The sequence below is a fragment of the Streptomyces fagopyri genome (assembly GCF_009498275.1).
Taxonomy (GTDB): domain Bacteria; phylum Actinomycetota; class Actinomycetes; order Streptomycetales; family Streptomycetaceae; genus Streptomyces; species Streptomyces fagopyri.
On the sequence record NZ_CP045643.1, the window covers coordinates 8,436,470 to 8,463,381 of the forward strand.

Below are 26,912 nucleotides of genomic sequence, written 5' to 3' on the forward strand. Positions count from 1 at the left end.
GGCCTCTCACAGTGACCACCGGCAGTACAGGCGCAGACCGGCCGGGTGGGCGCGCCGGGCCAGGCCGGCCAGCGCCTCCAGGGCGCCGGCCGCCGTCCCGGCGTCGACCTGGTCGTGCCGCAGCTCCGCGGTCACGGACCACGACTGGGCGAAGCGCCGCAGGTCGTCCCGGCTCGCGGTGACAAGAGCCGCCACCAGGGTGTCCGACACACTGAACAGGAGCGGGCCGTCGACGCCCGCCCCGTACAACAGCAGCCCGGACCGCGGGCGTTGGCCGGCCTCCTCGTAGCCGCAGTCCGTCGCGATCGCTTCGAGCCGGGCGATGGCGACCACCGGGTCGATCCCCTTCAGAGAGACCACGTCGAGCGCGGCCGGGTCCGGCCCACCGGGCGATCCGGCCACGGCGACGGCGGCTCGGTCGTCGGCGGCGGAGAAGTAGTCGCACAGCGTCATGCCGCCGATTCTGGCACCGACGACTGACAGCCCTCGGCCGGAGCCGTCGGTGACGCTGCCGGTGAAGCCGTCCGTGACCGCCGTCTGTGACCGCTGTCGAGCCGGGCGGGGCCGATGCCGTGGTCGCTCCGCGCCCGGTCGGTCCCGGCGTTGGCACACGTTGCGCGGTGCGCGGTGCGCGGCCCGGCCCGACTCGCGCCAGGCACCGTACAAAGTCGGCAGATAACTCGCCATACTGGACGGGCCAGGGGAGGGTGCGGCGAGCAGCGACGGGGGCGATCGCACGAGATGGCGGAAACCAGGCTGATCCAGGGCCGGTACCGACTGCTCGATCTGATCGGGCGGGGAGGCATGGGCGAGGTGTGGCGCGCCCGTGACGAGTCGCTGGGGCGGCAGGTCGCCGTGAAGTGCCTCAAGCCCGCCGGTCCGCACCGCGACCAGTCCTTCACCGGCGTCCTGCGGGAGAGATTCCGGCGCGAGGCCCGGGTGGCCGCCGCGCTGCAGCACCGCGGGGTGACCGTCGTGCACGACTTCGGCGAGTCCGACGGAGTGCTGTACCTGGTCATGGAGCTGTTGGAGGGGCACAACCTCGGTCAGTTGCTGGAGGTCAACGAGCAGCGCCCGCTTCCGGTCGCCGATGTCGTCGACATCGCCGACCAGGTGTCGGCCGCGCTCGCGTACACCCATCAACAGGGCATCGTGCACCGGGACCTGAAACCGGCGAACATCATGCGGCTCGCCGACGGCACCGTGAAGATCTGCGACTTCGGCATCGCCAGGCTCGGCCACGACATCGGTTTCACGGCGCGGCTGACCGGCACCGGTATCGCGATGGGCACCCCGCACTACATGTCGCCGGAGCAGATCAGCGGTGCCGAGGTGGACCGGCGCAGTGATCTGTACTCCTTCGGATGTGTGCTCTACGAGATCGCCACCGGGGCACCGCCTTTCGACCTCGACGACGCGTGGTCGGTCCTGATCAGCCACCGGGACACCTCTCCCGAGCCGCCTCGCAGGCGCCGGGCCGAACTGCCCGAGTACGTCGAGCGGATCATCCTGGACCTGCTGGCCAAGGAGCCGGAGGAGCGGCCGCAGGACGCCCGCGAACTCGGCCGCCGGATCACCGAGGGCCGTACGACGCCGGTGCACGCGCCCACGGTCGTGTCCCCGGTCCTTCGCCGGCCGGCCCCCGACCAGCGGATCCTGACGTCCTCGCCGCAGCCGCAGCCGCAGCCGCAGCCGCAGGCGAAGGCGCAGTCGTCCCGCGACCCGGTGCTGCCCGCCTGGACGCGGGGCATGACCACCGGCCACAAGGCGACCGGCACCGGGCCGCGGGTCATGCCGCCGGACACGGCGGCCGGGCTCACCGGGGAGTGGACCGTACGCCCCTCGACGACGGACTCCGGGCCGCGGCACGGCACCGAACGGCCCGCGCCGTCACCGGAGTCGCTCACCGACCTGGCGGGGCGGCACCACGCGGGACTCGGCCTGGGCCGGCTCGGCCGGTGGACCGAGGCGGGCGAGGTGCACCGCGCGGTCGCCGCCGAACGGGAGCACGTCCTCGGCCCCGACCACCCCGACACGCTCGCCAGCCGGTACGAGGTCGGCTTCACCCTCAGCCGCACCGGCCGGCCGGCCGACGCGCTGGACGCGTACACGCGGGTCGCCGAGGCCAGGGAACGGGTCCTCGGCCCCGACCACCCCGACACCTTGGCCGCCCGACAGGAAACGGCGTACGTGCTCGGTCAGTTGGGCCGGCACTTCGAGGCGCACCAGGCCTACGCGTCCGTGCTCGCCGCCCGGGAGCGCGCCATGGGCGCCGACCACCCCGACACCCTGCGCTGTCGGCACAACCTCGCCTTCAGCCTGAGCAGGCTGGGCCGTCTGGAGGACTCGTACCGGATGGCGAGCGAGGTCGCGGACGCCCGCGCGCGGGTGCTCGGTCCGGCCCACCCCGACACCCTTCTCACCCGCTACGAAGTCGCCTACGCGCTGGGCCGGCTGGGACACTGGCCGGAGGCGCTGCGCACCTACCAGGAGGTGGCCGAGGCGCGGGCGGGCGCGCTCGGCCCCGACCACCCGGACACGCTCTCCGCCCGCTACGAGGTGGGCATCAGTCTCGGCCGCCTGGGTCGCAGCGCGCAGGCCCTGGAGCTGTACCGCGACCTGATCGGCGACCGCACCAGGGTGCACGGCGCCGCCCACCCCGAGACCCTGCGCGCCCGGCACGGACTCGGCGTCAACCTCGGCCGCATGGGACGCTGGGAAGAGGCGCTCGCCGAGTCCCGCGACGTGTGCGCGATCCGTGAACGGGTCCTCGGCCCCGGCCATCCGGACACCCTCGTCAGCCGCCGCGAGGTCGCCGTCGGACTCGGCTGGCTCGGCCGCTGGGCCGACGCCCTCACCGAGTACCGTGCCGTCGCCGTCGCCCGCGAGCGCCTCCTCGGTGAGGGCCACCCCGACGCACTGGCCGGCCGCAACGACGAGGCGCACTGTCTGGAGCAGCTGGGGCGTGCCCAGGAGGCCGCGGAGCTGTACCGGCGGGTCGCGGCGTCGCGGCAGCAGCGGACGGCCGAGGGACGCTGAGCCTCCCGGACCGACCCCGCCCGCCATCCGGGCGCCCGCCGGCTGCCGCGCACCTCTGGCAGACCTAGATCATCGCGTGCTACCAAGAACCATGCCTGCACACGAGGGATATGACGCCGTGATCGTCGGCGGGGGCCACAACGGACTCGTCGCCGCCGCCTATCTGGCCCGTGCCGGACGCTCCGTCCTGGTGCTGGAGCGCCTGGGGAACACCGGCGGCGCCGCCGTGTCCACCCGGCCGTTCGCCGGGGTCGACGCGCGGCTGTCGCGCTACTCGTACCTGGTCAGCCTGCTGCCCCGGAAGATCGTCCGTGATCTCGGTCTCGACTTCCGGGTCCGCGGGCGCACCGTGTCCTCGTACACGCCCGTCGAACGCGACGGACGGCCCACCGGACTCCTCGTCGGCGGGGGCGAGCGGCGCACCCGCGAGGCGTTCCGGCGGCTGACCGGATCGGACCGCGAGTACGAGGCCTGGCAGCGCTTCTACGGCATGACCGGCCGTGTCGCCCAGCGGGTGTTCCCGACCCTCACCGAACCGCTGCCCACCCGCGACGAGCTGCGGGGCCGGATCGACGACGAGGACGCCTGGCGGGTGCTCTTCGAGGAGCCGGTCGGCGTCGCCGTCGAGGAGAACTTCAGCGACGACCTCGTACGCGGCGTCGTCCTCACCGACGCCCTCATCGGCACCTTCGCGGACGCCCACGACCCCTCGCTGCGCCAGAACCGCTGCTTCCTGTACCACGTGATCGGCGGCGGCACCGGCGCCTGGGACGTCCCGGTCGGCGGCATGGGGGCCCTGACGGACGCGATCGCCGGCGCGGCGCGCGGCGCGGGCGCCGTGATCGCCACCGGCCACGAGGCGATCCGTGTCCAGACCGATGGCCGAAGCGCCGAGGTCACCTACCGGACCGCCGACGGGGAGGGCGTCGTCGGGGCCCGGCACGTCCTGGTGAACGCCTCGCCGCAGGAGCTGGCGGCCCTCACGGGAGACCGGCCGCCGACCCCGGCCGAAGGAGCACAGCTCAAGGTGAACATGCTGCTCAAGCGCCTCCCCAAGCTGCGCGACAGCTCCGTCGACCCGCGCGAGGCGTTCTCCGGAACCTTCCACGTCGCGGAGGGGTACGAGCAGTTGGCGACCGCCCACGCGCAGGCCGCCGCCGGCCGGCTGCCCGCCGCCCCGCCCTCCGAGATCTACTGCCACTCGCTCACCGACCCCAGCATCCTCGGCCCGGAGCTGGTCGACCAGGGTTACCAGACACTCACGCTCTTCGGTCTGCACACGCCCGCCCGGCTCTTCGCGCACGACAACGACGCCGTACGCGCGGAGCTGTTGAAGTCGACCCTGGCGCAACTCGACGCCCAACTCGCCGAACCGCTCGCGGACTGCCTGGCCACCGACGCGGAGGGCCGTCCGTGCATCGAGGCGAAGACCCCGCTCGACCTGGAGCGTGACCTGCGACTGCCCGGCGGGAACATCTTCCACCGCGACCTCGCCTTCCCCTACGTCCAGGAGGGCACGGGCCGTTGGGGCGTCGAGACGGCGCACGCCAACGTCCTGCTGTGCGGGGCGGGCGCGGTGCGCGGCGGCGGGGTGAGCGGGGTCCCGGGGCACAACGCCGCCATGGCCGTGCTGGAGGAGGACGGCCGCCGAGAAAACTGACGGAGCATCAGAAAAGCCCTTCCCTCGGCCGGACGACTGCGGCATCCTGCGGCCATGCAGACGGAGCTGAGCAAGCAACTGGGGCTCGAGCACGCCATCTTCGGCTTCACGCCGTTTCCCGCCGTCGCCGCGGCCATCAGCCGCGCCGGCGGACTCGGCGTGCTCGGCGCGGTCCGCTACACCGCCCCCGACGACCTCAAGCGCGACCTCGACTGGATCGAGGCGAATGTCGGCGGCAGGCCCTACGGCCTGGACGTGGTGATGCCGGCCAAGAAGGTCGAGGGGGTCTCCGAGGCGGACGTCGAGGCGATGATCCCCGAAGGACACCGGCAGTTCGTCACCGACACCCTCGCCAAATACGGCGTGCCCAGCCTCGCCGAGGGGGATGCGGTCGGCTGGCGCATCACGGGCTGGATGGAACAGGTCGCGCGCACCCAGCTCGACGTCGCCTTCGACTATCCGATCAGACTGCTCGCCAACGCGCTGGGCTCGCCCCCCGACGACGTCGTGCGGCGCGCTCACGAGCGAGGAGTGCTCGTCGCGGCCCTCGCGGGCAGCGCCCGGCACGCCCGCAAGCACGCCGCGGCGGGCATCGACGTCGTCGTCGCGCAGGGCTACGAGGCGGGCGGCCACACCGGGGAGATCGCCTCGATGGTGCTCACGCCGGAGGTCGTGGACGCCGTCGGCCCGCTGCCCGTCCTCGCGGCGGGCGGCATCGGCAGCGGACGGCAGGTGGCCGCCGCGCTCAGCCTCGGCGCCCAGGGCGTGTGGCTCGGTTCCCTGTGGCTGACCGTCACCGAGGCCGACCTGCACTCGCCGGCCGTGACCCGCAAGCTGCTGGCCGCCGGGTCCGGCGACACCGTCCGCTCGCGCGCGCTGACCGGGAAACCGGCCCGTCAGCTGCGCACCGAGTGGACCGACGCCTGGGACGACCCGCACGGTCCCGGCACCCTGCCCATGCCCCTGCAGGGGCTGCTGGTGGCCGAGGCGGTCTCCCGCATCCAGAAGTACGAGGTGGAGCCGCTGCTCGGGACGCCCGTCGGGCAGATCGTCGGCCGGATGAACAGCGAACGCAGCGTCCAGGCCGTCTTCGACGACCTCACCCGCGGTTTCGAGCAGGCCGTCGACCGCGTCAACCGGATCGCCGGAAGGAGCGACCGACCGTGACCACCACCCCGCCGTCACCGAACGGCTTCTGGGCCCAGGCCGCCGCCGACCCCGGCCGCACGGTCCTCGTCACCCCGGAAGGGGACGAGTGGACCGCCGGCCGTCTGCACACCGAGGCCAACCGTCTGGTGCACGGGCTGCGCGCCGCCGGCCTCGAACGCGGCGACGCCTTCGCCGTCGTCCTGCCCAACGGCGTGGAGTTCCTCGTCGCCTACCTCGCCGCCTCGCAGGCCGGCCTGTATCTCGTCCCCGTCAACCACCACCTGGTGGGCCCCGAGATCGCCTGGATCGTCTCGGACTCGGGTGCCAAGGTGCTCATCGCCCACGAACGGTTCGCCGACGCGGCCCGTCACGCCGCCGACGAGGCGGACCTGCCGCACGTGTGCCGCTACGCCGTCGGCACGGTCGAGGGATTCCGGCCGTACGCCGAACTCCTCGCCGGACAGGACGGATCGGCGCCCGCAGAGCGCACCCTCGGCTGGGTCATGAACTACACCTCGGGCACCACGGGCCGTCCTCGCGGCATCCGCCGGCCGCTGCCCGGCAAGCTCCCCGAGGAGTCCTACCTCGGCGGATTCCTCGGCATCTTCGGCATCAGACCCTTCGACGACAACGTCCACCTCGTCTGCTCGCCGCTGTACCACACGGCCGTACTCCAGTTCGCGGGTGCCTCCCTGCACATCGGCCACCGGCTGGTGCTGATGGACAAGTGGACGCCCGAGGAGATGCTCCGGGTCATCGACACCCACCGGTGCACCCACACCCACATGGTCCCGACCCAGTTCCACCGGCTGCTGGCGCTCCCCGGGGAAGTCCGGGCCCGCTACGACGTGTCGTCGATGCGGCACGCCATCCACGGCGCCGCCCCCTGCCCCGACCACGTGAAACGGGCCATGATCGAGTGGTGGGGCCACAGCGTCGAGGAGTACTACGCGGCCAGCGAGGGCGGCGGCGCCTTCGCGACCGCCGAGGACTGGCTGAAGAAGCCCGGCACCGTCGGCAGGGCCTGGCCCATCAGCGAACTCGCCGTCTTCGACGACGACGGCAGACGGCTGCCCCCCGGTGAACTCGGCACCGTCTACATGAAGATGAGCACCGGCGGATTCTCGTACCACAAGGACGAGAGCAAGACCAGGAAGAACCGCATCGGCGACTTCTTCACCGTCGGCGACCTCGGCTGCCTCGACGAGGACGGCTATCTCTTCCTCCGCGACCGCAAGATCAACATGATCATCTCAGGTGGCGTCAACATCTACCCGGCCGAGATCGAGGCCGCGCTGCTCGCCCATCCCGCCGTCGCCGACGCGGCGGCCTTCGGCATCCCGCACGACGACTGGGGCGAGGAGGTCAAGGCCGTCGTCGAGCCCGCGCCCGGACACACACCGGGAGCGGACCTCGCCGCGGACGTCCTGCGCCACTGCGCGGAGCGGCTGGCCGGATACAAACGGCCCAAGAGCGTCGACTTCATCGAGTCGATGCCGCGCGACCCCAACGGGAAACTGTACAAACGGCGGCTGCGCGAACCGTACTGGCAGGGCCGCACCCGACCCGTCTGACCCGGCTCTCCTGTGGCCCCCCACCCGCGGGGGACCACAGGGCCCAGGTCAGCGGTGCTCGCGCACCCGGACCACCCGCAGGCCGGGCGAGGACAGGATGTCCTTCCCACAGAACGGTGGGGTCACCCAGCGCCCGCCGGAGAACAGCCGCGTCTGGTCGCCGGAGTGCGGCGAGTTCGGGTTCGACGACTGGGAGTACGTCAGGAGCGTACGGGCGACCGGGCAGGGGCCCCCGTCCCAGCCGACCGCCTGGATGTACGAGGAACCGGTGGTGACCTCGGTGTATCCGCCGGCCGCGGGATCCCACACCGGTTCGACCTTGTTCCACACCCCCAGCGACTCCGTGCCGCCCGGCACCGGGATGCGCTTGCCGCCCCGCACGACGAACTGGTGGTCGCCCAGCGGGGAGTCGAGCGCGATGCCCGCCGTACGCAACTCCGTCACCGTGTCCGCGAGGGCCGTGGCGAACCCCGGAGCCCCCGTGTCGAGCGTGTTCGGGGTGTGCACGGGATCGGCCGCCGAGAACGGGACCTTCCAGAGCTGCGCGGCCGGCACCAGGGCGGTCAGCCTGCGCCAGAAGCGGTCGAAGAACAGCGCCCCTCGGCTGCCCGTGTTCATGGTGTGGTCCCACGCCCCGAGCACGCGGCACGCCCCGCGCACGTCGACGGGACTGCCGTCGCCGCCCGTCGCCCGCCGGCCCGGCAGCGCGGCGCACGCCCGTGCCGCGTCGTCCGCGACGAGGTCGCCCACGGGAGCGCGGTCGGTGAACTGCTGTGCCAGCAGGTCCCGTTCGGTGAGCCCGCCCCTCGCCGCCATCGCCGTGACGTCGTCGATGGCGCCCCGTGTACGGATCGAGCGCGCGGTTCCGATCGTCCCGAACACCCGCTCGTACCCGGTCACCGGCCGGTCCGCGTTGGCCAGCCAGGCACTGTCGTTGGAGTTCTCCGCGTAGGGCGCGTCCCGCAGGACCGGCATCCTCCCGGGCCCGAAGATGCCCGGCTGCACGGCGTCCCGGTCGCTGCCCAGCGCGCACTCGCCGCGTGAGCCGTCGAGGACCGCGACCCCGGACGCCGGGTAGGTGACCTTGCCGAGTGGCGTCGAGCAGCGCCGGGCCAGTTCGTCGGTGATCCGGGGGAGCACCTGTGACTGGGTGAACAACGAGTGACCGCCCGAGTCGGCGGCGATCGTGTTCACCCAGGGCAGTCCCTGGGTGGTCCTGAGGACCGTGAGGATGTCGGCCGTGCTGCGGGCCCTGCTGAAGCCGAGAGAGGTGTCCGAGATCCGCAGGTTGGACGCGTTGGGGTCGTTGAGCGCGTACGCCGTCGTCGTGGTCCAGGGAAGCGGGAGCTGAGTTCCGAGGGAGGTGACGACGGGACCGTAGCGGGTCCACCACTGCGTGCGGGTGACCGGCGGGCCGTCCTGCACCCCGACGGTGACGGCCCGTCTCGTCATCCGCTCCGGTACCCCGTCCACCAGGTACGTCGTCGGATCGGTCGGATCCAGGGTCAGCTGATGGAGGTTGAGGGTGACGCCCGTCGCGACCGTGTGACTCCACGCCACCCGCGCGTTGTACCCGATCGACATCGTCGCCGAGCCCAGCAGTGAACCGCCCGAGACGTCGAGCTCGCCGGGGATCGTCTGCTGCGACTGCCAGAAGCGGCGGCCGCCCTGCCAGGGGTAGTGAGGGTTGCCGAGCAGCAGACCGCGGCCGTTCTCCGTCGTCGCGCCGCTGAACGCGACGGCGTTGGACCCCATGTCGGCGCCGTCGAAGGCATCCCGCGCGGCACGGGCGAAGCTCCGCGCGGACACGTCGGCGCGCGCCGGGGAGGCGACCGTGGACGGGATCGAGGACGAGGGCGCGCCCGGGGAGCGGTCGTGCTCGTGGGCGCGCGTTCGGGCGCGCGGGTGGCGACGGCCGTCGTCGCCGGCGGTCGCGCGCCCGTGATGCCGTCCACCGCGCGGCCCTGGCCGCCGAGCACCGCCAGCGCGAAGTTGCGCGCGGCCACGTCCACCCGGGTCACGGGGCGAACCCAGGCGGCGCCCCGGCAGGCCGGATCGGTGACGCGGTTCTGCGCGAGCCAGGCGTTGTAACCCGCGGCCCACCCGCGCATCAGGTCGCCGACCTGTCGGCTCGGCCCGCTCGGCGCGGGCCGGGCGAGCAGCTTCTCCACCGTGCCCGCCTCCCGGACACCGCGGAAGTACAGGTCGCTGGAGAGGTTCCCGGTCGCCGACGACAGCGAGCCGTCGGGTGCCCCGTCGGGGCCGAAGTAGCGCGAGCGCTCGCCGCGCACGGTCACGAAGCCGTCGGCGAGGGTGCACACCTGGTCGGCGGCCTGCGCCCAGCCGGTGCCGAAACCGAGGTTCGTGTAGTCCTTGGCCAGGATGTGCGGAATGCCGTACTCGGTGTAGCGGATCACGGCGGACAGGCCACCGGCGGACGGACGGGACGGAGGGTGCTGCCGGCCCTGGCCGTCCGCGGCGGCGGCGGCAGGCAGCGCGGCCGTGGCGACGAGCAGGGCGGCGGCCAGGACGGTGAACCGTCCGGGGCGGGTGCGCATCGTGCCTCCCGACATCAGTGAGGGAAGGGGCGGTTGAGCGTAACAACGGCCACAGACGTTTGACCGGGTGTCACCGCGTCCCACGGCAGGGTGCAGCGTCTTCGCGTCAAACGCGCCGGACGCTTGACCGCGCTCACGGACCGGAACGAGGATCACGCCAGAGCGGACGGACGAAGGAGCAGGTCATGACGGCGGGACGAAGCGTCACGGTCGACGGGGTGCTGCGACGCAGTGCCCGGCGGACCCCGGAGCGCGTCGCGGTCCACTACCGCGACCGCTCGTGGACCTACGCCGAACTCGACGAGGCCGTCTCCCGCGCCGCCCAGGCCCTGCGCTCCGCGGGCCTTGAGCCCGGCGACCGCGTCGGCGCCTACGGCCACAACTCGGACGCCTACCTCATCGGCTTCCTCGCCTGCGCCCGGGCCGGACTGGTGCACGTACCGGTCAACCAGAACCTCACCGGTGACGACCTGGCCTACATCGTCGAACAGGCCGGCTGCGGACTCGTCCTGACCGACCCCGATCTGGCCGGAAACCTGCCCGGGGGCACGCGCGTCCTGCCCCTGCGCGACGCCGGCGACTCACTGCTCGCGCGCCTGGCCGACACCCCGCCGTACGACGGTCCCGAGTCGCGCGGGGAGGATCTGACGCAACTGCTGTACACATCGGGCACCACCGCGCTGCCCAAGGGCGCGATGATGACGCACCGCGCGCTGGTGCACGAGTACCTGAGCGCGATCACCGCCCTCGACCTGCAGGCCGGCGACCTGCCCGTGCACGCGCTGCCGCTCTACCACTCGGCGCAGATGCACGTGTTCCTGCTGCCGTATCTCGCCGTCGGCGCCGTGAACGTGATCCTCGACGCGCCCGACGCCGAGAAGATCCTCGACCTGGTCGAGGCGGGACGCGCGGACAGTCTGTTCGCCCCGCCCACCGTGTGGATCGGCCTGTCCAACCGGCCCGACTTCGCGACCCGTGACCTGAGCGGGCTGCGCAAGGCGTACTACGGGGCGTCGATCATGCCGGTGCCGGTCCTGGAGCGACTGCGGGAGCGGCTGCCGAAGCTGGCGTTCTACAACTGCTTCGGACAGAGCGAGATCGGCCCCCTGGCCATGGTCCTCGGCCCGCACGAGCACAAGGGCCGGATGGACTCCTGCGGCCGGCCGGTGCTGTTCGTGGAGGCGCGGGTCGTCGACGAGTCCGGCAAGGACGTGGCCGACGGGGAGCGGGGCGAGATCGTCTACCGCTCACCGCAGTTGTGCGAGGGCTACTGGGAGAGGCCGGAGGAGACGGCCGAGGCCTTCCGGGACGGCTGGTTCCACTCCGGGGACCTCGCGGTGCGGGACGGGGACGGCTTCTTCACCGTCGTGGACCGGGTGAAGGACGTCATCAACTCGGGCGGCGTCCTGGTCGCGTCGCGGCAGGTGGAGGACGCGCTCTACACGCACGACGCGGTCGCCGAGGTGGCGGTGATCGGGCTGCCCGACGAGCGGTGGATCGAGGCGGTCACGGCGGTCGTCGTCGCGCGCGGCGAGATCAGCGGGGACGAACTCGTGGCGCACGCCCGGGAGAAGCTCGCCCACTTCAAGGCGCCCAAGCGGGTGCTGTTCGTGGACGAGCTGCCGCGCAACGCGAGCGGGAAGATCCTCAAGCGGGAACTGAGGGACCGGTTCGCGGCGGAGTCGTAGGCCGCGCCGGAGGGCGGGCGTCCGCCCGAGGCTCCGACGGGCCGGCACCTGCCCGAGGCCGGACGTGGACCGGCGGCCGCCGTGGGACGGCCGCGCGACGGCGGCCGCCCGACGGGACGCTCGTCAGTGCTCCCGCAGGTCGACGATCCGCCTGATCTTCCCCACGGACCGCTCCAGCGACTCGGGTTCGACGACCTCGACGGCGACCGACACCCCGATCCCGTCCTTCACGGCCGCCGTGATGGAGTGCGCGGCCGCGTCGCGCACCTCGGGGGTCGCGCCGGGCCGCGCCTCGGCCCGTACGGTGAGCGCGTCGAGGCGTCCCTCGCGGGTCAGCCGGAGCTGGAAGTGCGGTGCGACGCCCGGGGTGCGCAGCACGATCTCCTCGATCTGTGTCGGGAAGAGGTTGACCCCTCGCAGGATCACCATGTCGTCGCTGCGGCCGGTGACCTTCTCCATCCGGCGGAAGACGCGGGCGGTACCGGGCAGCAGCCGGGTCAGGTCCCGGGTGCGGTAGCGGACGACGGGCATGGCCTCCTTGGTGAGCGAGGTGAACACCAGCTCGCCCTCGGAGCCGTCCGGCAGTACCTCGCCGGTGATCGGGTCGACGATCTCCGGGTAGAAGTGGTCCTCCCAGACGTGCAGCCCGTCCTTGGTCTCCACGCACTCCTGGGCGACGCCCGGGCCGACCACCTCCGACAGGCCGTAGATGTCCACGGCGTCGATGGCGAACCGCTCCTCGATCTCGCGCCGCATCTCCTCGGTCCACGGCTCCGCGCCGAAGACACCCACCCTCAGCGAGGTGCCGCGCGGATCGACACCCTGCCGTTCGAACTCGTCGAGCAGCGTGAGCATGTACGAGGGGGTCACCATGATGACGTCGGGGCGCAGGTCCTGGATGAGCTGGACCTGACGTGCCGTCATACCGCCGGACGCGGGGATCACCGTACAGCCGAGCCGTTCCGCGCCGTAGTGCGCGCCGAGACCGCCGGTGAACAGCCCGTAGCCGTAGGCCACATGCACCTTGTCGCCCGGACGGCCGCCCGCCGCCCGGATCGAACGGGCCACCATGTCCGCCCACATGGAGAGGTCGTTGTCCGTGTAGCCGACGACCGTGGGGCGCCCGGTGGTCCCGCTCGACGCGTGCAGGCGGCGGATCCGCTCGTGGGGCACGGCGAACATCCCGTACGGATAGTTCTCGCGCAGGTCCGCCTTCGTCGTGAACGGGAAGCGCGCCAGGTCCGACAGGGTGCGGCAGTCTTCCGGCCGTACGCCCGCCTTGTCGAAGGACTCCCGGTAGAAGGGCACGTTCTCGTAGGCGTGCCGCAGCGACGCCCGCAGCCGCTCCTCCTGCAACGCCCGCAGCGCGTCGGCGTCCAGCCGCTCTCCCGCGTCCAGCAGATCCTTCGACACCGTGGAATCCGCCATGGGGACTCCTCCCTCACCAACCGTACCAATCCGGGCGACCGATCATTCGGTCGAGCTGTTCGGGATCAGTAATTCAGGCCGGTCCGTCTCGTGCAAGGGGTCTGCGTCCGGTTTCTTCGCGAGCCCCTGCACGGTGTGCGGGAAGTGAGGGCGGTGCGGTGTGCGGGGTGTGCGCGGTGTGAGGGCGGCGCGGGGCTCAGCCGCCGGTCCCCGCCGCCACCGAGCGTGCCCAGCGGTAGTCGGCCTTCCCGCTCGGTGACCGCTGGATGGTGTCCGTGATCACCAACTGGCGGGGGATCTTGTAACCGGCGAGACGGTCCCGTACGTGGGCCTGGATGTCCGCCAGGGACGGCCGGCGCGCACCCTCGCGCAGTTGCACGACCGCCGCCACGTGATTGCCCCACTTCTCGTCCGGTACTCCGGCGACCAGGGCGTCGTACACGTCCGGATGGGACTTGAGGGCCTGCTCGACCTCCTCCGGGTAGACCTTCTCGCCGCCGGTGTTGATGCACTGGGAGCCGCGGCCGAGGACGGTGACGACGCCCTCCTCGTCGACGGTGGCCATGTCGCCGAGCAGGACCCATCGTTCGCCGTCCTTCTGGAAGAAGGTCTCGGCGGTCTTCTTCGGGTCGTTGTAGTAGCCGAGGGGAACATGTCCGCGCTGCGCGATGCGCCCGGGTTCACCCGGGGCGACCGGTTCGTGGGTCGCCGGGTCCACCACCTGGGTACGGGAGTTGACGCGCACCCGGAAGCCCCGGTCGGGTCCCGAGTCGGCCGTGGCGGTGCCGTTGAACCCGGACTCCGAGGAACCGAAGTTGTTGAGCAGCATGACGTTCGGGACCAGCGCCTGGAACTGCGCGCGCACGGTCTCCGACATGATGGCGCCGGAGGACGACACGCTGAACATGGAGGAGCAGTCCGTGTCCTTCATCGGCCCGTTCAGCGCGTCGATCAGCGGTCGCAGCATCGCGTCGCCGACCAGCGACACGCTGGTGACTTTTTCCCGCTCGATCGTCCGCAGGACCTCCTCGGGCACGAACTTGCGGTGGATCACCACCCGTTGTCCGAAGTTGAAGGCGATGAAGGCCGTCAGTGTCGAGGTCCCGTGCATCAGCGGGGGAGTGGGGAAGAACGTGATGCCCGCACCGCCCGCCGCGACCCGTTCGGCGAGTTCCTCCGGCTTCGCGACCGGCTCACCCGTCGGGGCACCGCCGCCCAGACCCGAGAAGAACAGGTCCTCCTGCCGCCACATGACGCCTTTGGGCATCCCGGTCGTGCCGCCGGTGTAGATGATGAACTGGTCGTCCGCCGAGCGTGCCGGGAAACCCCGCCCGGGAGAACCGGCGGCCTCGGCGTCCGTGAAGTCCACGAAGGCCGCGGTGGGGGCGGGAGCGGAGGCGGGGGCGGTCGGCATACCGGTCGCCGCGGGGTCGTGCGCGGGGGTTCGCACGCGCACGAGGTGGCGCAGCGCGCGGGCCCGCGGGAGTGCCGCCGTCACCCGGTCGGTGAACTCCGCGTCGAAGACGAGGGCCACCAGATCCGCGTCCTGGTAGAGGTAGACCAACTCCTCCTCCACGTAGCGGTAGTTGACGTTGACCGGAACGATCCGCGCCTTGAGGCAGGCCAGCACCGTCTGTACGTACTCGATGCCGTTGTACAGGTGCAGTCCCAGGTGTTCGCCGGGGCGTACGCCGCTGTCGATGAGGTGGTGGGCGATGCGGTTCGCGGCCGAGTCCAGTTGCGCGTACGTCAGCCGGCGCTCCGCGCCCGTGCCGGGATGGTCGAGGTGGACCAGCGCCTCGCGGTCGGGGACCACGTCGACGACCGACTCGAACAGGTCGGCAAGGTTGTACTCCACCGTTCCTCCTGACGCCGAACGTCCGGGGCCGCCCCTCGGCTCGACGGTCATCAGAGCAAAGCCCGCCACAACTGGGAAGGGCCCGCGCAGAAGAAATCTGACTGCCTGTCAGAAAACCCTTGTACTGACACCACGCCTCCTGCAACCTGTTCTCGTTCCTGCGACGGGAGGACGGCAATGGGTGGGACGGAACACCTCACCGTGCGGCGCGAAGGCGCCACGCTGGTGCTCACGCTCAACAGGCCCGAGGCCAAGAACGCGCTCTCGCTGCCGATGCTGGTCGGCCTGTACGACGGCTGGACCGAGGCCGACGCCGACGACGCGATCCGCTCGATCGTGCTCACCGGTGCGGGCGGTTCCTTCTGCGCCGGAATGGACCTCAAGGCGCTGGCCGGAAAGGGCATGGAGGGCGAGCGGTACCGGGACCGGCTGAAAGCCGACCCCGATCTCCACTGGAAGGCGATGCTGCGCCACCACCGCCCCCGCAAACCGGTGATCGCCGCCGTCGAGGGACCCTGCGTCGCGGGCGGCACCGAGATCCTCCAGGGCACCGACATCCGGGTCGCGGGCGAGTCGGCGCTCTTCGGTCTCTTCGAGGTCAGGCGCGGACTGTTCCCGATCGGCGGCTCCACCGTCCGGCTGCCACGCCAGATCCCTCGCACGCACGCCCTCGAAATGCTCCTGACGGGGCGTTCCTACTCGGCAGGCGAAGCCGCCCGCATCGGTCTCGTCGGGCACGTCGTACCGGACGGAACCGCGCTCGCCGAGGCCCTGGAGATCGCCGAACGGGTCAACGCCTGCGGACCGCTCGCCGTCGAGGCCGTCAAGGCCTCCGTGTACGAGACCGCCGAGATGACCGAGACCGAGGGCCTCGCCGCCGAACTCACGCGCGGCTGGCCGGTCTTCGACACCGCCGACGCCAAGGAGGGCACCCGTGCCTTCGCCGAGAAGCGCCCGCCCGTCTACCGGCGCGCCTGAGCTCCCGCCCGGGCGCGCCTGACCTCCGAAGGAGACATCCGGGATGCCCGAAGTCCTCAAAGCCCCCCTCGTCGTCGAGTTCCCCTTCACCCGCTCGCTCGGTCCCGTGCAGAGCGCGTTCCTCACCGGTCTGCGCGAGCGGGTGGTCCTCGGCGTACGGACCACCGACGGCAGGACGCTCGTCCCGCCCGTCGAGTACGACCCCGTCACCGCCGACGAACTGAGCGACCTGGTCGAGGTCGCCCCCACCGGTACGGTCACCACTTGGGCCTGGAACCACGCCCCGCGCCGGGGCCAGCCCCTCGACACGCCCTTCGCCTGGGTCCTGGTCCGGCTCGACGGCGCCGACACGGCCCTGCTGCACGCCCTCGACGCGCCCGGTCCCGACGCCGTCCGCACCGGCATGCGGGTACGCGTCCGCTGGGCGGAGGAACGCTCCGGGGCCGTCACGGACATCGCCTGCTTCGAACCGTACGACGGCGATCCGGACGAACCCGGTGGCCACGACGGCCGGTTCGCCGACATGGTGACCGGCATCGTCGCCCCCGCCCGTCTCGACTACGTGTACTCACCCGGCCGGGCCCAGAGCGCCTACATCGAGGCCCTCGCCGAACGGCGCACCGTGGGGGAGCGCTGCCCGTCCTGCCGCAAGGTGTACGTCCCGCCCCGCGGAGCGTGCCCCACCTGCGGGGTGGCCACCGAGGAACGCGTCGAGGTGGGACCGCGCGGCACCGTCACCACGTACTGCATCGTCAACATCAAGGCCAGGAACCTCGACATCGAAGTGCCCTACGTCTACGCCCACATCGCCCTCGACGGCGCGGACCTCGCGCTGCACGGCCGGATCGGCGGCATCCCCTACGACCAGGTGCGGATGGGGCTGCGGGTGGAACCGGTGTGGACACCGGACAGCCGTCACCCCGACCACTACCGGCCGGCCGGCGAACCCGACGCGGACTACGAGACGTACAAGGAGCTGTTGTAGATGCGGCCCATCAGGGACGTCGCCGTGATCGCCTTCGGGCAGACCGACCACCGGCGCACCAGCGACGACCTCTCCGAGGTGGAGATGCTCATGCCGGTCCTGCACGAGGTGCTGGACCGGACCGGTCTGAAGACCAGCGACATCGACTTCACCTGCTCCGGTTCGACCGACTACCTGGCGGGCCGCGCCTTCTCCTTCACCATGGCCCTCGACGGGGTGGGCGCCTGGCCGCCGATCTCCGAGTCGCACGTGGAGATGGACGGGGCGTGGGCACTGTACGAGGCCTGGACGAAGCTCCTGACCGGCGACGCCGACACCGCGCTCGTGTACGCGTACGGGAAGTCGTCACCCGGATCCGTACGGGACGTCCTGACCCGGCAGCTCGACCCGTACTACGTCGCGCCCCTGTGGCCCGACTCGGTCGCGCTCGCCGCACTCCAGGCCAGGGCGCTCATCGACGCGGGCGACACCGACGAACCCGCCCTCGCCGGTGTCGCGTCCCGCAGCCGCGCCTCGGCGGCCGCCAACTCCCACGCGCAGCTGCGGAGTCCGGTCGACCAGGGCGACTACGTCGTACGTCCGCTGCGGACCGGTGACTGCCCGCCGGTCGGGGACGGCGCCGCCGCGGTGATCCTCGCGGCCGGGGAACGGGCCCGTGAACTGTGCGAGCGGCCCGCCTGGATCCGAGGCATCGACCACCGGATCGAGGCCCACAGTCTCGGCGTGCGCGATCTGACCGACTCCCCGTCCACCCGCCTCGCCGCCGAGCGGGCCGGGGCCTTCGACCGGCCCGTGGACACCGCGGAACTGCACGCGCCCTTCACCTCGCAGGAGGTGGTCCTGCGCAAGGCCCTGCGGCTCGCCGACGACGTGGACGTCAACCCCTCCGGCGGAGCGCTCGCGGCCAACCCGGTCATGGTTGCCGGTCTCGTCCGCATCGGAGAGGCCGCCGCGCGCATCCACCGGGGCACCTCCGACCGGGCACTCGCCCACGCCACCTCCGGGCCCTGCCTCCAGCAGAACCTGGTCGCCGTACTCGAAGGGGATCCGCGATGAGCAAGGAGCCCGTGGCCGTCGTAGGCGTCGGCCAGACCAAACACGTGGCGGCGCGGCGGGACGTGTCGATCGCCGGCCTGGTCCGCGAGGCGGCCCGGCGGGCCCTGGCGGACGCGGAGCTGACATGGGCCGACATCGACGCCGTCGTCATCGGCAAGGCGCCGGACTTCTTCGAGGGCGTCATGATGCCGGAGCTGTACCTCGCCGACGCGCTCGGCGCCGTCGGCAAGCCGATGCTGCGCGTGCACACGGCCGGCTCCGTCGGCGGCTCGACCGCACTGGTCGCCACCAACCTCGTCGCCGGCCGCGTCCACGGCACCGTCCTGACCCTGGCCTACGAGAAGCAGTCCGAGTCGAACGCCATGTGGGGCCTGTCCCTGCCGATCCCCTTCCAGCAGCCGCTGCTGGCCGGAGCGGGCGGCTTCTTCGCGCCGCACGTACGCGCGTACATGCGGCGCACGGGCGCGCCCGACACCGTCGGCTCCCTGGTCGCGTACAAGGACCGCCGCAACGCGCTCAAGAACCCCTACGCGCACCTGCACGAGCACGACATCACCCTGGAGAAGGTCCAGGCCTCCCCGATGCTCTGGGACCCGATCCGCTACTCGGAGACCTGCCCGTCCTCGGACGGCGCCTGCGCCATGATCCTCACCGACCGCGCGGGCGCGGCCCGTTCACCGCGTCCGCCCGCGTGGCTGCACGGCGGCGCGATGCGCAGCGAACCCACCCTGTTCGCCGGCAAGGACTGCGTCTCGCCGCGGGCGGGCAAGGACTGCGCGGCCGACGTCTACCGGCAGGCGGGCATCGCGGACCCGCGCCGGGACATCGACGCGGTGGAAATGTACGTACCTTTCTCCTGGTACGAACCCATGTGGCTGGAGAACCTCGGCTTCGCCGACGAGGGCGAGGGGTGGAAACTCACGGAATCCGGGGTGACCGAGCTCGACGGGGACCTGCCCGTCAACATGTCGGGCGGCGTACTCTCCACCAATCCGATCGGCGCCTCCGGGATGATCCGCTTCGCGGAAGCGGCGCTCCAGGTCCGCGGACAGGCGGGAGAACACCAGGTGGAAGGGGCTCGCAGGGTGCTGGGGCACGCCTACGGAGGCGGCTCCCAGTTCTTCTCGATGTGGCTCGTCGGGGCCGAGCCGCCCAGCTCCTGAAACCGTCCCCCTCACGTGGCCTGTCCGCCACCGGAACCGGTCGCTAGGCTGGCCGCGGACGACGAACCGGGAGGAGCACGGACGTGGCCGAGAGCACCATCGAGCAACACCCGCTCGCGGGCTGGGACAAGCCTGAGCTGGACCTGAGCAACGCCGAATGGCAGTCCAGCAGCCGAGGGCGAGGTGACGTCCAGATCGCCTTTGTCGAGGGCTTCATCGCGATGCGCAACAGCGGCCGCGCCGAGAGCCCTTCCTTGATCTTCACGCCCGCCGAGTGGGGCGCGTTCGTGTCGGGAGCCCGCGAGGGCGAGTTCGACCTGACCTGAGCCGACGCCTCGCACGAGGAGAAGGAACACGCGAGCGGTGACCCCGTCCCCGGGCCGGTACCGAGCCCTGCCGGACCCGGGAGGGGCCGGCACCCGCGCCCGGCCGAAAACGACTGTCGCCGGCGAACGGCTGTTCCCCGCGCGGCCCTTCGGCTGGGCGCGCCCGCACAGGGAACGACGCACTCCGGCGTGCCGAAACGGTGCGCGGGAGGCCCGTCACCGCCACCGGCACGGGAACTCGCCCGGCGCCAAGCGCGATTGACCGAAAGATCCGCTTGTCAGCGACCGGAAGGGCTCCCTGGAAGGCGCCATCGGCGTACGCTGAGGTGCCTGGAGGTCACGGTGCGCACCCGCTCCCCGCGCAGGACGCACCACCGTGACCAGGGGGTGGAGGATGGGACAGCGCAGCGTACGCAGCAGAAGGACGCTCTTCGAACGGGAGAGTGAACTCGCGTCCGTCGAGGAGGCGTTGAGCGAGCTCACCGGTCTGCGCAAGGACGGCTCCGAAGGACCCGAGCGGCCCCGCGGCGCGCTCCTCGCCTTCGCCGGACGCGCCGGGATCGGCAAGACGACGCTGCTCGCCGAGGTGCGGCGGCGCTCCGCGGCCAAGGGCTGCACCGTGCTGTCCGCCCGCGGCGGCGAGCAGGAACAGGGCGTCGCCTTCCACGTCGCCCGTCAGCTCCTGCAACCGCATCTCGCCGGGTTCGCGGAGGCCGAACTCCGGGCCTCGCTCGGGAGCTGGTACGCCATCGTCGGACCCGCGCTCGGCCTGTGCGCAGCCTCCGAGGGAGCCCCGCCCGACCAGCAGGGTCTGCGGGCCGGCCTCGACTGGGTCCTCACCCACCTCGCCGTGCAGCGCGCCCCGATGGTGCTCGTCCTCGACGACGCGCACTGGGCCGACCCCGAGTCGCTCAGCTGGCTGGCCGCCTTCGCACCGCGCGCCGAGGAACTCCCGCTGCTGCTCGTCGTCGGCTACCGTCCCGACGAACTCCCGGACCACGCCGAGTCGTTCAGGGTCCTGCCGGGGCGCGCGGGACAGCGCCCCGTCGACCTCGAACCGCTCAGCGCCGCCGCCGTCGCACGGCTGGTGCGCGAGGACCTCGGCGCCCAGGCCGACGACGCGTTCTGCCGGGAATGCTGGGCGGTCACCGCGGGCAACCCCTTCGAGGCGGTGGAACTGACCGCGAAGGTGCGCGACCGCGGACTCGTCCCGACGGAGGCCGGCGCGCACCTGCTGCGCGACCTCGCCGCCGCCGTCAAGGGCAGCGGCCTGATCGCCCGCCTCGAACGCCTGGGCACGTCCACCGTCCGCTTCGCCTGGGCCTGTGCGGTGCTCGGCACGGAGATCTCCCCGGCCCTGGCCGCCGCCGTCGCCGGACTCGGCTCGGAGGAGGCCGCCGACGCGGCGGACGCGCTGCGCGGCGCCCGTATCCTCACCGGCGCCGACACCCTGGAGTTCGTGCACCCGCTGGTCGCCACCGCCGTCTACCGGGCCATCCCCGGCGGTGTCCGCGTGGCCCTGCACGGCCAGGCCGCGTGGTGCGTGATCAACGAGGGTCTCGGACCCTCCGCCGCCGCCCGCCATCTCATGGAGAGCCACCCCGACGGCGACGTCTGGGTCGTCCAGCAGCTGCGCGCCGCCGCCCGTGAGACCCAGCGCGCCGGCGCCCCGGACGCGGCCCGCCGCTACCTCGCCCGCGCGCTGCGCGAACCGCCGCCGTTCGAGGAGCGCGCGGCCGTTCTGTACGAATTGGGCTGCGCCTCCCTGCTCACCGAACCGGCGACCACCGTCAACCACCTCAGGGCCGCCCTCGAGGAACCCATCACCGACCCCGAGCTGCGCCACCACGTCGTCTACCGGCTCTCCCAGGTCCTCGCCCACAGCGACCGGCTCGCCGAGGCGTCCGAGACGCTCGCCCGGGAGAGCCGGATGGCCGCGGACGCCCGGGTACGACTGCGCATGCAGTCCGAGCAGTTCATGTGGGACGCGTTCCGGGCCGACGAACCCGACTCGCCCGCCCGCTCGCGCCGCCTGACGCGCCTCGCCGACCGGCTGACCGGCCGCGACCTCACCGAGCGCTATGTCATCGGCCTGCGCGCCTGGGACGCCACGCTGCGCGGCGAACCCGCCCACATCGCCCTGGAGCACGCCGAACGCGCCCTCGCCGGCGGACTGGGCTGGGCGGAGGCTGACCGCGGCTTCGAAGTGCCCATCCTGGTCGCCCTCACCTTCATGTACGCGGACCGCCCGGGCCGCACCGAGGAACTGTTCGCCGCCGGCATCGCCGACTTCGAGAGCCAGGGCTGGCACGGCGCCCACCTCTCCTTCGGCTACACGATCCTCGCGTACGTCCGCTACCGCCGCGGCCGGCTCGCCGAGGCCGAGGACTTCGTCCGCGCCGGCCTGCGGCTCGCCGAGCGCGTCGGGCCCGGCACCCCCGTCCACTGGTACGCCGTCGCCACCCTCGTCGAGATCCTGCTGGCCCGCGGCCGGGTCGACGAGGCCACGCGGACCGCCGAGGAGTACGCGTTCGGGGCACCCTTCCCGGCCGCCGTGACCTTCCCCGACGCGCAGATCGTGTACGGCCAACTGCTGCTCGCCCGCGGCCTCACCAAGGAGGCCGCCGCCGAGCTGGCGTCGGCCGGCCGCCGCCTCGACCCACGCGGCATCCGCAACCCCTCCTGGTGCCCGTGGCAGCTCCACCTCGCCCGCGCCGAGAGCCACGACGCACCGGAGCGCGCCGTCGCCACCGCGCTCGAAGCGGTGCAGCGCGCCCGCCAGTACGGCGCACCCTCGGCGATCGGCCAGGCACTGCGGGCCGCCGCCGAGGTCTCCTCGGGCTCGAACCGCGTCAAACTGCTCGAAGAATCCGTGAGCCACCTGGAGCGCTCCCCGGCCGCCTACGAACTCGCGTGCGCGCTGGTCGCCCTGGGCACCGAACTGCGCCGCTCGGGCCGCCCCAAGGAGGCCGCCGAACACCTGTACCGAGGGCTCGACGCGGCCGTCCAGTGCGGTGCCGACGGGCTCGTCGAAGAGGCCCGTGACGAGCTGGCGGCCGCCGGGCTGCGCCCGCGCAGACTGCACAGCACCGAGACGGACACCCTCACCGCCCGGGAACGCGCGGCGGCCGTGCTCACCGCACGGGGGCGCACCGCGGACCAGGTCGCCGAGGAACTGCACGTCGACGAGCAGTCCGTCGTCCGGCTGCTGTCGGCGGTCTACCGGAAGGTGGGCACGGACCGTTCGGGCCTCGTGGCGGCGCTCGGCGTGTCGACCGGATAGCCCCGCGCGGCAGGCGCCCCCGGGACCCGGGCGGCGGCCGGACACGTACCATTGCGGCATGTCCTTCCTCCGCCGCCGCAGCGCCACGCCCGCCGGTCCCGACTTCGACGTTCTGGCCATGGATCCGGGCGACTGGCCGGGCAATCTCGGCGCGGGCCTGCTGCCCGCACCCGACGGCAGCTGCCAGGGTGTCTTCCTGCGCTACGACCTCTTCGGCGGGCGCGGCCCGGCGATGATCATCGGCAATCTGCCCGAGGGTTCGCCGGCCCGGGAGGTCGAGGAGGGAGAGATCCCGTTCGAGGTCGCCCAGCTCCTCCTGGCGCTGGAGAACGACGAGGAGGTCACCGTCACCGGTGTCGAGGACATGCCGGTGATGCAGGGTGACAACCTCCTCATCGTGCGCCGTCTCAAGCTCTCCGAGACCCGGATCTCCTGCGTGCAGTTCGACCGCAGCGACAACGTCCTGGTGACCATCGCCGCCTGGGACCGTCCCATCACCGACGACCTGTACGCGCTGCTCAAGCCGCTGCCGCCGGAGCTCTTCCAGCAGGGCTGAACCGGCCGCGCTCAGCCGGCGGGACGCCAGCCCAGTGCGGGACCGAGCCCGCGGGCGATGTCCGTGAGGATCTGGACGTAGTCCTCGTGCGCGAAGGTGAAGGGGAGCGCGAACGCGACCTCGTCGACCTCACGGAACGCGGCGTGGGCGTAGAGCCGTTCGGCGATCTCCTCGGAGGTGCCGACCAGATCGGGCGCGAACATCATCCGGGCCGGTCCCTGCGGGGTCGCGGTACGCGGTGTGCGCCCCTCGGCGTACTCCTCGTACTTCTTGCGCTGCTCGGGCGTGGCGCTGTCCGTGGGGATCACGACGAGGCCCTGGGAGACGCGGGCGCGGTCGCCGTCGGGGTGGTGGGCACGGAAGGTCCGGATGTGCGACAGCTGCACCTCGGCGAAGTCCTCCGACTCCTCGGCCTTGACGACACTGCTGGTCAGGAGATTCATACCGTGCTCTCCCGCCCACCGTGCCGACCGCAGTCCGCCGGCTCCGTACCACATGCGGCGGCCCAGGCCGGGTGCCTGCGGCTGGACGCGGTCGGAGAACACCTCGAAGCCCTCGACGCCGCTGAAGTCGGTGGCCGGTGTGCCGCGCACGAAGTCCAGCAGCCGCTCCACGCGGCCGTGGCCGAAGTCCTCCGCCTCCGCGGTGTCGGGGTAGAGCGCGTGCTTGACCTGGTCGAAGTGCATCGGCGGGCCGACACTGACGCCCGGATTGAGACGGCCCCCGGACAGCAGGTCGACGGTCGCCAGGTCCTCGGCCAGGCGCAGGGGGTTCTCCCAGCCCACCGGGATGACAGCGGTGCCGAGCTCGATCCGGCTGGTGCGCTGCGACGCCGCGGCCAGGACGGCGACGGGGGAGGAGATGCCGTACTGCAGGTGCCGGTGACGCACCCACGCGCTGTCGAAGCCCAGCCGCTCTCCCAGCTCGATGATCTCCAGCGTCGACTCGTGGCCCCGCCGCGGGTCGGCCTCGTCGAACAACCCGATGGTCAGGAAGCCCAGCTTCCGCAGGGGGGTCGAGGTCTCTGGCACGGGGTTCCTCCATCGTCGACGGCGTCTCTGTCGAACGCCAGTTCCCTACGAAAGCGGCCGGCGATCATCAGAGCAACACGGGGGTCGGGGCGAGGAATTCCGCCGGCCGGACGCAGCGAGGGAACGGGGGCCGGATCCGCCGTGCACGGATCCGGCCCCCGGGGCGAACGTCGCCCGGCGCGGTTCTAGGAGTGCGAGCGCGTCACGTCCACATCCGCCGCCCGTACGAACTCGACGCGGTGCCCGAACTGGATCTCGTAGTACATGTCCTTGCCGGTCACGACCTTGTGCGAGGTCGTGTCGAAGGTCGGCGAGTAGAAGTACTCGCCCGGCACCTTGTCGCCTACGACGTACTTCTGGCCCGCGAGGAGCTTGTACGACAGCGGGGACACCGCCTGGACCGGGACGCCCGCCGGGTACGCCCCCTTCTCCGGATAGGCCCGTCCGTACACCGGGATGTCCGTGAGACCCGCCCTGGGCGTCACGACCTGCCCCGTCGTGCTCACCGCCGTCGGGTGGGCCTTGGGGTTCTTGAACCAGGCCTTCTGGCCCAGGTACCAGATCGCCGTCCAGTCCCCGTCACGGTCGGCGACCGCGTACTGCTGACCGGTGGAGACACGCGAACCCACGTCGTTCACGTCGATGGTCGAGTCGCCGCCGCCCGGCCGCAGCCCGATGTCCTTGATCAGCGGTGAGCTGTCGGACGGCAGGCTGTGGAGGCGCACCTCGCTGGAACCGTGGGCCGGGCAGGCCTGACCGCTGGTGACGCACCCCGTGTACTGCGGCTGGTTCTCCGCGAAGACCGGCAGCACCATGACCAGGTCGCCGCCCGCCTTCTTCCGGTCGTACAGCGGGTGGTCGAGGAGCGCGAAGTAGTGCTCCCAGTCCCAGTAGGGACCCGGGTCCGTGTGCATCCCCGGGATCGTGGACGTCGTCGGGCCGGGAACGTTGTTGTGACCCAGGATGTGCTGCCGGTCCAGGGGAACGCCGTACTTCTTGGCGAGGTACTTCACCAGCCGGGCCGACGCCCGGTACATCTCCTCCGTGTACCAGGCGTCCGGCGAGGCGAGGAAACCCTCGTGCTCCAGGCCGATCGACTTGGCGTTGACGTACCAGTTGCCCGCGTGCCAGGCCACGTCCTTGCCCTTCACATGCTGGGCGATGTGCCCGTCGGTCGAGCGCAGCGTGTAGTTCCACGACACATAGGTGGGGTCCTGGACGAGGTTGATCACGCCGTTCCAGGCGCCCTCCGTGTCGTGGATGACGATGTACTTGATGCTCTGCGACGTGGGCCGGTTCCCGAGGTCGTGGTTGCCGTAGTCGCCGTCGCCGAACTCCGCGTAGGGGGCCGGGATCCACTCGCAGGACACGGTCGTGGGGCACTCCGTGCCGGCCGCGGAGACCGTCCGCAGCCCGGCCCGCCGCAGCTGCGCCCGGTCGGGGCCGATGCCCGGCTGGGGGGCGAGGGCGATCCGCTGCCCGGAGTCCGTGGTGCGCTCGGCACCCGCGCGGATCACCGCGTAGACGTCGTCGGCGTACGCCGCCGCGGTCGCGCTGTCGTCCGCGCCCGAGAAGCGTGCCACCGCGGCGTACCAGTCGGCCGCGTTCTCGCTCAGCGGCTCGGCGAGGTCCTTCTGCGCGGCGGCCAGCAGCGCGGCGCCGCCCTCGACGTTCGCGGCGGCGTCCGAGCGCAGGCGTTCGGCCGGCAGCCCGGTGAGTTCGGCCGCCTTCGTCAAGGTCTTGAGACGCGCGGGCAGTTGGGAGTTCTCCGGGACTTTCCTGGTGGGGACGACGGCCGCGCGGGAGCTGTCGCCGCGAGCGTCCTCGGTGCCCGCGCCTTGGTGCGGGGCCCCGGCCAGCGCCGTCCTGGCGTCGGTGAGGTGCATGGGGCCGTAGCCGCCGGTGACGCTGGGCGCACCGGCGTGCGCGTCCCACCGTGACTGCAGATAGGAGACGCCCAGGAGGACGCTCACCGGCACGTGGTACTCGGCGGCGGCGCCGGCGAAGGCCTGCTGAAGCCGCGCGGTGGAGACCTGGCCGGCGCCGGCCGCCGGGGCCGCGCCGAGCAGCGGGAACATCAGCGCCGCCGAGACGAGGGCGCCCGCGGCTCCGCGGGCGCGTCTGTGCCCGGCGGTGGCCTCGGGGTCGTTGGCAGATGCTCGCAATGCAGCCTCCTGGGACGGTCGGGCGCGGTGGGGCGTGCGGGGCCGAACGAGGTCAGTCGTATCGGCTCCCCGACGATCCGTCAATCATGCCCAGGGGTTGCTGATTTCCCATGTCAACGCGGGTCGGAAGGGTTTTCGTGGCGACGGCGCGGCGGCCTGCGAGGCGTCAGTGGAGTGGACCAGTGGCTCGATCGGGTGAAGTTCCCGAAGGAAATGCGTGCACCGGCACGGGCGCGTGTCATGCGGCCCCACCGCCACCGCCACCGCCACCGCCACCGCCACCGCCACCGCCACCGCCGGCGCCGGTGCGCACGGGTCGTCCGGTGCGCGGCCTCACGGTTACGGGGATTCCGGTACGGAGCTTCGGGTGTCCACGCCGAAGGTCCGCGGTGCGCCGTTGATTCCGGCACACCGC

The 26,912-nt window shown here is 72.2% G+C and carries 17 protein-coding genes and 1 pseudogene; 12 read left to right on the forward strand and 6 right to left on the reverse strand.

The window, feature by feature from the left end; translation table 11 throughout:
- Nucleotides 1-6: 6 nt before the first annotated feature.
- Nucleotides 7-453, reverse strand: coding sequence for a hypothetical protein (locus tag GFH48_RS36490; RefSeq protein WP_153292332.1), 447 nt, complete (start codon nucleotides 451-453; stop codon nucleotides 7-9).
- Between the two features lie 288 nt (nucleotides 454-741).
- Here GFH48_RS36490 and GFH48_RS36495 point away from each other — a divergent pair, with 288 nt between their 5' ends.
- The 4 genes from GFH48_RS36495 to GFH48_RS36510 all read left to right on the forward strand — a co-directional run bounded on the left by GFH48_RS36495 (nucleotide 742) and on the right by GFH48_RS36510 (nucleotide 7,422).
- Nucleotides 742-3,039: a serine/threonine-protein kinase gene (locus GFH48_RS36495; protein ID WP_153292333.1), complete on the forward strand. Its 2,298-nt coding sequence runs from the start codon at nucleotides 742-744 to the stop codon at nucleotides 3,037-3,039.
- Nucleotides 3,040-3,130: 91 nt separating this feature from the next.
- Nucleotides 3,131-4,699 carry a phytoene desaturase family protein gene (locus tag GFH48_RS36500; RefSeq protein ID WP_153292334.1) on the forward strand — a complete coding sequence of 523 codons (1,569 nt, stop codon included), beginning with the start codon at nucleotides 3,131-3,133 and terminating at the stop codon, nucleotides 4,697-4,699.
- Between the two features lie 54 nt (nucleotides 4,700-4,753).
- Complete coding sequence (locus GFH48_RS36505) at nucleotides 4,754-5,866, forward strand: NAD(P)H-dependent flavin oxidoreductase (protein WP_153292335.1); 1,113 nt, start codon at nucleotides 4,754-4,756, stop codon at nucleotides 5,864-5,866.
- On the forward strand, nucleotides 5,863-7,422 hold the full coding sequence (locus tag GFH48_RS36510; RefSeq protein ID WP_153292336.1) for an acyl-CoA synthetase: 1,560 nt from the start codon (nucleotides 5,863-5,865) through the stop codon (nucleotides 7,420-7,422). The genes GFH48_RS36505 and GFH48_RS36510 overlap by 4 nt, the downstream gene beginning before the upstream one ends.
- Nucleotides 7,423-7,470: 48 nt before the next feature.
- On the opposite strand, the pseudogene GFH48_RS36515 reads toward GFH48_RS36510, so the two are convergent.
- Nucleotides 7,471-9,980 (reverse strand): annotated as a pseudogene (locus GFH48_RS36515) (penicillin acylase family protein).
- 185 nt (nucleotides 9,981-10,165) lie between these two features.
- Between GFH48_RS36515 and GFH48_RS36520 the strand changes: the two are divergent.
- A complete protein-coding gene (locus GFH48_RS36520; RefSeq protein ID WP_153292337.1) occupies nucleotides 10,166-11,668 on the forward strand; it encodes an acyl-CoA synthetase in 1,503 nt (500 codons plus the stop codon).
- Nucleotides 11,669-11,791: 123 nt separating this feature from the next.
- On the opposite strand, the gene paaK is transcribed toward GFH48_RS36520, so the two are convergent.
- Together paaK and GFH48_RS36530 are read right to left on the reverse strand one after the other, a co-directional pair.
- Nucleotides 11,792-13,096, reverse strand: a complete 1,305-nt coding sequence (gene paaK / locus GFH48_RS36525) for a phenylacetate--CoA ligase PaaK (protein WP_153292338.1) — start codon at nucleotides 13,094-13,096, stop codon at nucleotides 11,792-11,794.
- A 196-nt stretch (nucleotides 13,097-13,292) separates the two neighbouring features.
- Complete coding sequence (locus GFH48_RS36530; RefSeq protein WP_153292339.1) at nucleotides 13,293-14,954, reverse strand: acyl-CoA synthetase; 1,662 nt, start codon at nucleotides 14,952-14,954, stop codon at nucleotides 13,293-13,295.
- A gap of 177 nt (nucleotides 14,955-15,131) precedes the next feature.
- On the opposite strand from GFH48_RS36530, the gene GFH48_RS36535 reads away from it, so the two are divergent.
- The 7 genes from GFH48_RS36535 to GFH48_RS36565 all read left to right on the forward strand — a co-directional run bounded on the left by GFH48_RS36535 (nucleotide 15,132) and on the right by GFH48_RS36565 (nucleotide 23,301).
- Nucleotides 15,132-15,932: a crotonase/enoyl-CoA hydratase family protein gene (locus GFH48_RS36535; protein WP_153292340.1), complete on the forward strand. Its 801-nt coding sequence runs from the start codon at nucleotides 15,132-15,134 to the stop codon at nucleotides 15,930-15,932.
- Nucleotides 15,933-15,975: 43 nt separating this feature from the next.
- Nucleotides 15,976-16,917 (forward strand): Zn-ribbon domain-containing OB-fold protein, encoded by a 942-nt coding sequence (locus GFH48_RS36540; protein WP_153292341.1) that lies wholly within the window; start codon nucleotides 15,976-15,978, stop codon nucleotides 16,915-16,917.
- The gene (locus tag GFH48_RS36545; RefSeq protein ID WP_153292342.1) at nucleotides 16,918-17,973 is read left to right on the forward strand and encodes a thiolase domain-containing protein; all 1,056 of its coding nucleotides are present in this window, start codon (nucleotides 16,918-16,920) and stop codon (nucleotides 17,971-17,973) included.
- Entirely contained in the window at nucleotides 17,970-19,136 is a 1,167-nt protein-coding gene (locus GFH48_RS36550; protein ID WP_153292343.1) for a thiolase domain-containing protein, read from the forward strand. Before GFH48_RS36545 ends, GFH48_RS36550 begins: the two co-directional genes overlap by 4 nt.
- A gap of 83 nt (nucleotides 19,137-19,219) precedes the next feature.
- On the forward strand, nucleotides 19,220-19,462 hold the full coding sequence (locus tag GFH48_RS36555; protein WP_153292344.1) for a DUF397 domain-containing protein: 243 nt from the start codon (nucleotides 19,220-19,222) through the stop codon (nucleotides 19,460-19,462).
- Nucleotides 19,463-19,856: 394 nt separating this feature from the next.
- The gene (locus tag GFH48_RS36560; RefSeq protein WP_153292345.1) at nucleotides 19,857-22,745 is read left to right on the forward strand and encodes an ATP-binding protein; all 2,889 of its coding nucleotides are present in this window, start codon (nucleotides 19,857-19,859) and stop codon (nucleotides 22,743-22,745) included.
- A gap of 58 nt (nucleotides 22,746-22,803) precedes the next feature.
- The gene (locus GFH48_RS36565; protein WP_153292346.1) at nucleotides 22,804-23,301 is read left to right on the forward strand and encodes a hypothetical protein; all 498 of its coding nucleotides are present in this window, start codon (nucleotides 22,804-22,806) and stop codon (nucleotides 23,299-23,301) included.
- 11 nt (nucleotides 23,302-23,312) lie between these two features.
- Here GFH48_RS36565 and GFH48_RS36570 read toward each other — a convergent pair whose 3' ends face one another.
- Nucleotides 23,313-24,332, reverse strand: coding sequence for an LLM class flavin-dependent oxidoreductase (locus GFH48_RS36570; protein WP_153292347.1), 1,020 nt, complete (start codon nucleotides 24,330-24,332; stop codon nucleotides 23,313-23,315).
- A gap of 185 nt (nucleotides 24,333-24,517) precedes the next feature.
- Entirely contained in the window at nucleotides 24,518-26,497 is a 1,980-nt protein-coding gene (locus GFH48_RS36575) for an N-acetylmuramoyl-L-alanine amidase (protein WP_153292348.1), read from the reverse strand.
- Between the last annotated feature and the right edge of the window lie 415 nt (nucleotides 26,498-26,912).

What these genes read in the sequence shown, in the direction of transcription:
- paaK (WP_153292338.1), bottom strand. Translation starts at nt 13,096, where the DNA reads ATGGCGGATTCCACGGTGTCGAAGGATCTGCTGGACGCGGGAGAGCGG.
- GFH48_RS36550 (WP_153292343.1), top strand. Translation starts at nt 17,970, where the DNA reads ATGAGCAAGGAGCCCGTGGCCGTCGTAGGCGTCGGCCAGACCAAACAC.
- GFH48_RS36560 (WP_153292345.1), top strand. Translation starts at nt 19,857, where the DNA reads ATGGGACAGCGCAGCGTACGCAGCAGAAGGACGCTCTTCGAACGGGAG.
- GFH48_RS36520 (WP_153292337.1), top strand. Translation starts at nt 10,166, where the DNA reads ATGACGGCGGGACGAAGCGTCACGGTCGACGGGGTGCTGCGACGCAGT.
- GFH48_RS36505 (WP_153292335.1), top strand. Translation starts at nt 4,754, where the DNA reads ATGCAGACGGAGCTGAGCAAGCAACTGGGGCTCGAGCACGCCATCTTC.
- GFH48_RS36545 (WP_153292342.1), top strand. Translation starts at nt 16,918, where the DNA reads ATGCGGCCCATCAGGGACGTCGCCGTGATCGCCTTCGGGCAGACCGAC.
- GFH48_RS36535 (WP_153292340.1), top strand. Translation starts at nt 15,132, where the DNA reads ATGGGTGGGACGGAACACCTCACCGTGCGGCGCGAAGGCGCCACGCTG.
- GFH48_RS36540 (WP_153292341.1), top strand. Translation starts at nt 15,976, where the DNA reads ATGCCCGAAGTCCTCAAAGCCCCCCTCGTCGTCGAGTTCCCCTTCACC.
- GFH48_RS36490 (WP_153292332.1), bottom strand. Translation starts at nt 453, where the DNA reads ATGACGCTGTGCGACTACTTCTCCGCCGCCGACGACCGAGCCGCCGTC.
- GFH48_RS36565 (WP_153292346.1), top strand. Translation starts at nt 22,804, where the DNA reads ATGTCCTTCCTCCGCCGCCGCAGCGCCACGCCCGCCGGTCCCGACTTC.
- GFH48_RS36500 (WP_153292334.1), top strand. Translation starts at nt 3,131, where the DNA reads ATGCCTGCACACGAGGGATATGACGCCGTGATCGTCGGCGGGGGCCAC.
- GFH48_RS36495 (WP_153292333.1), top strand. Translation starts at nt 742, where the DNA reads ATGGCGGAAACCAGGCTGATCCAGGGCCGGTACCGACTGCTCGATCTG.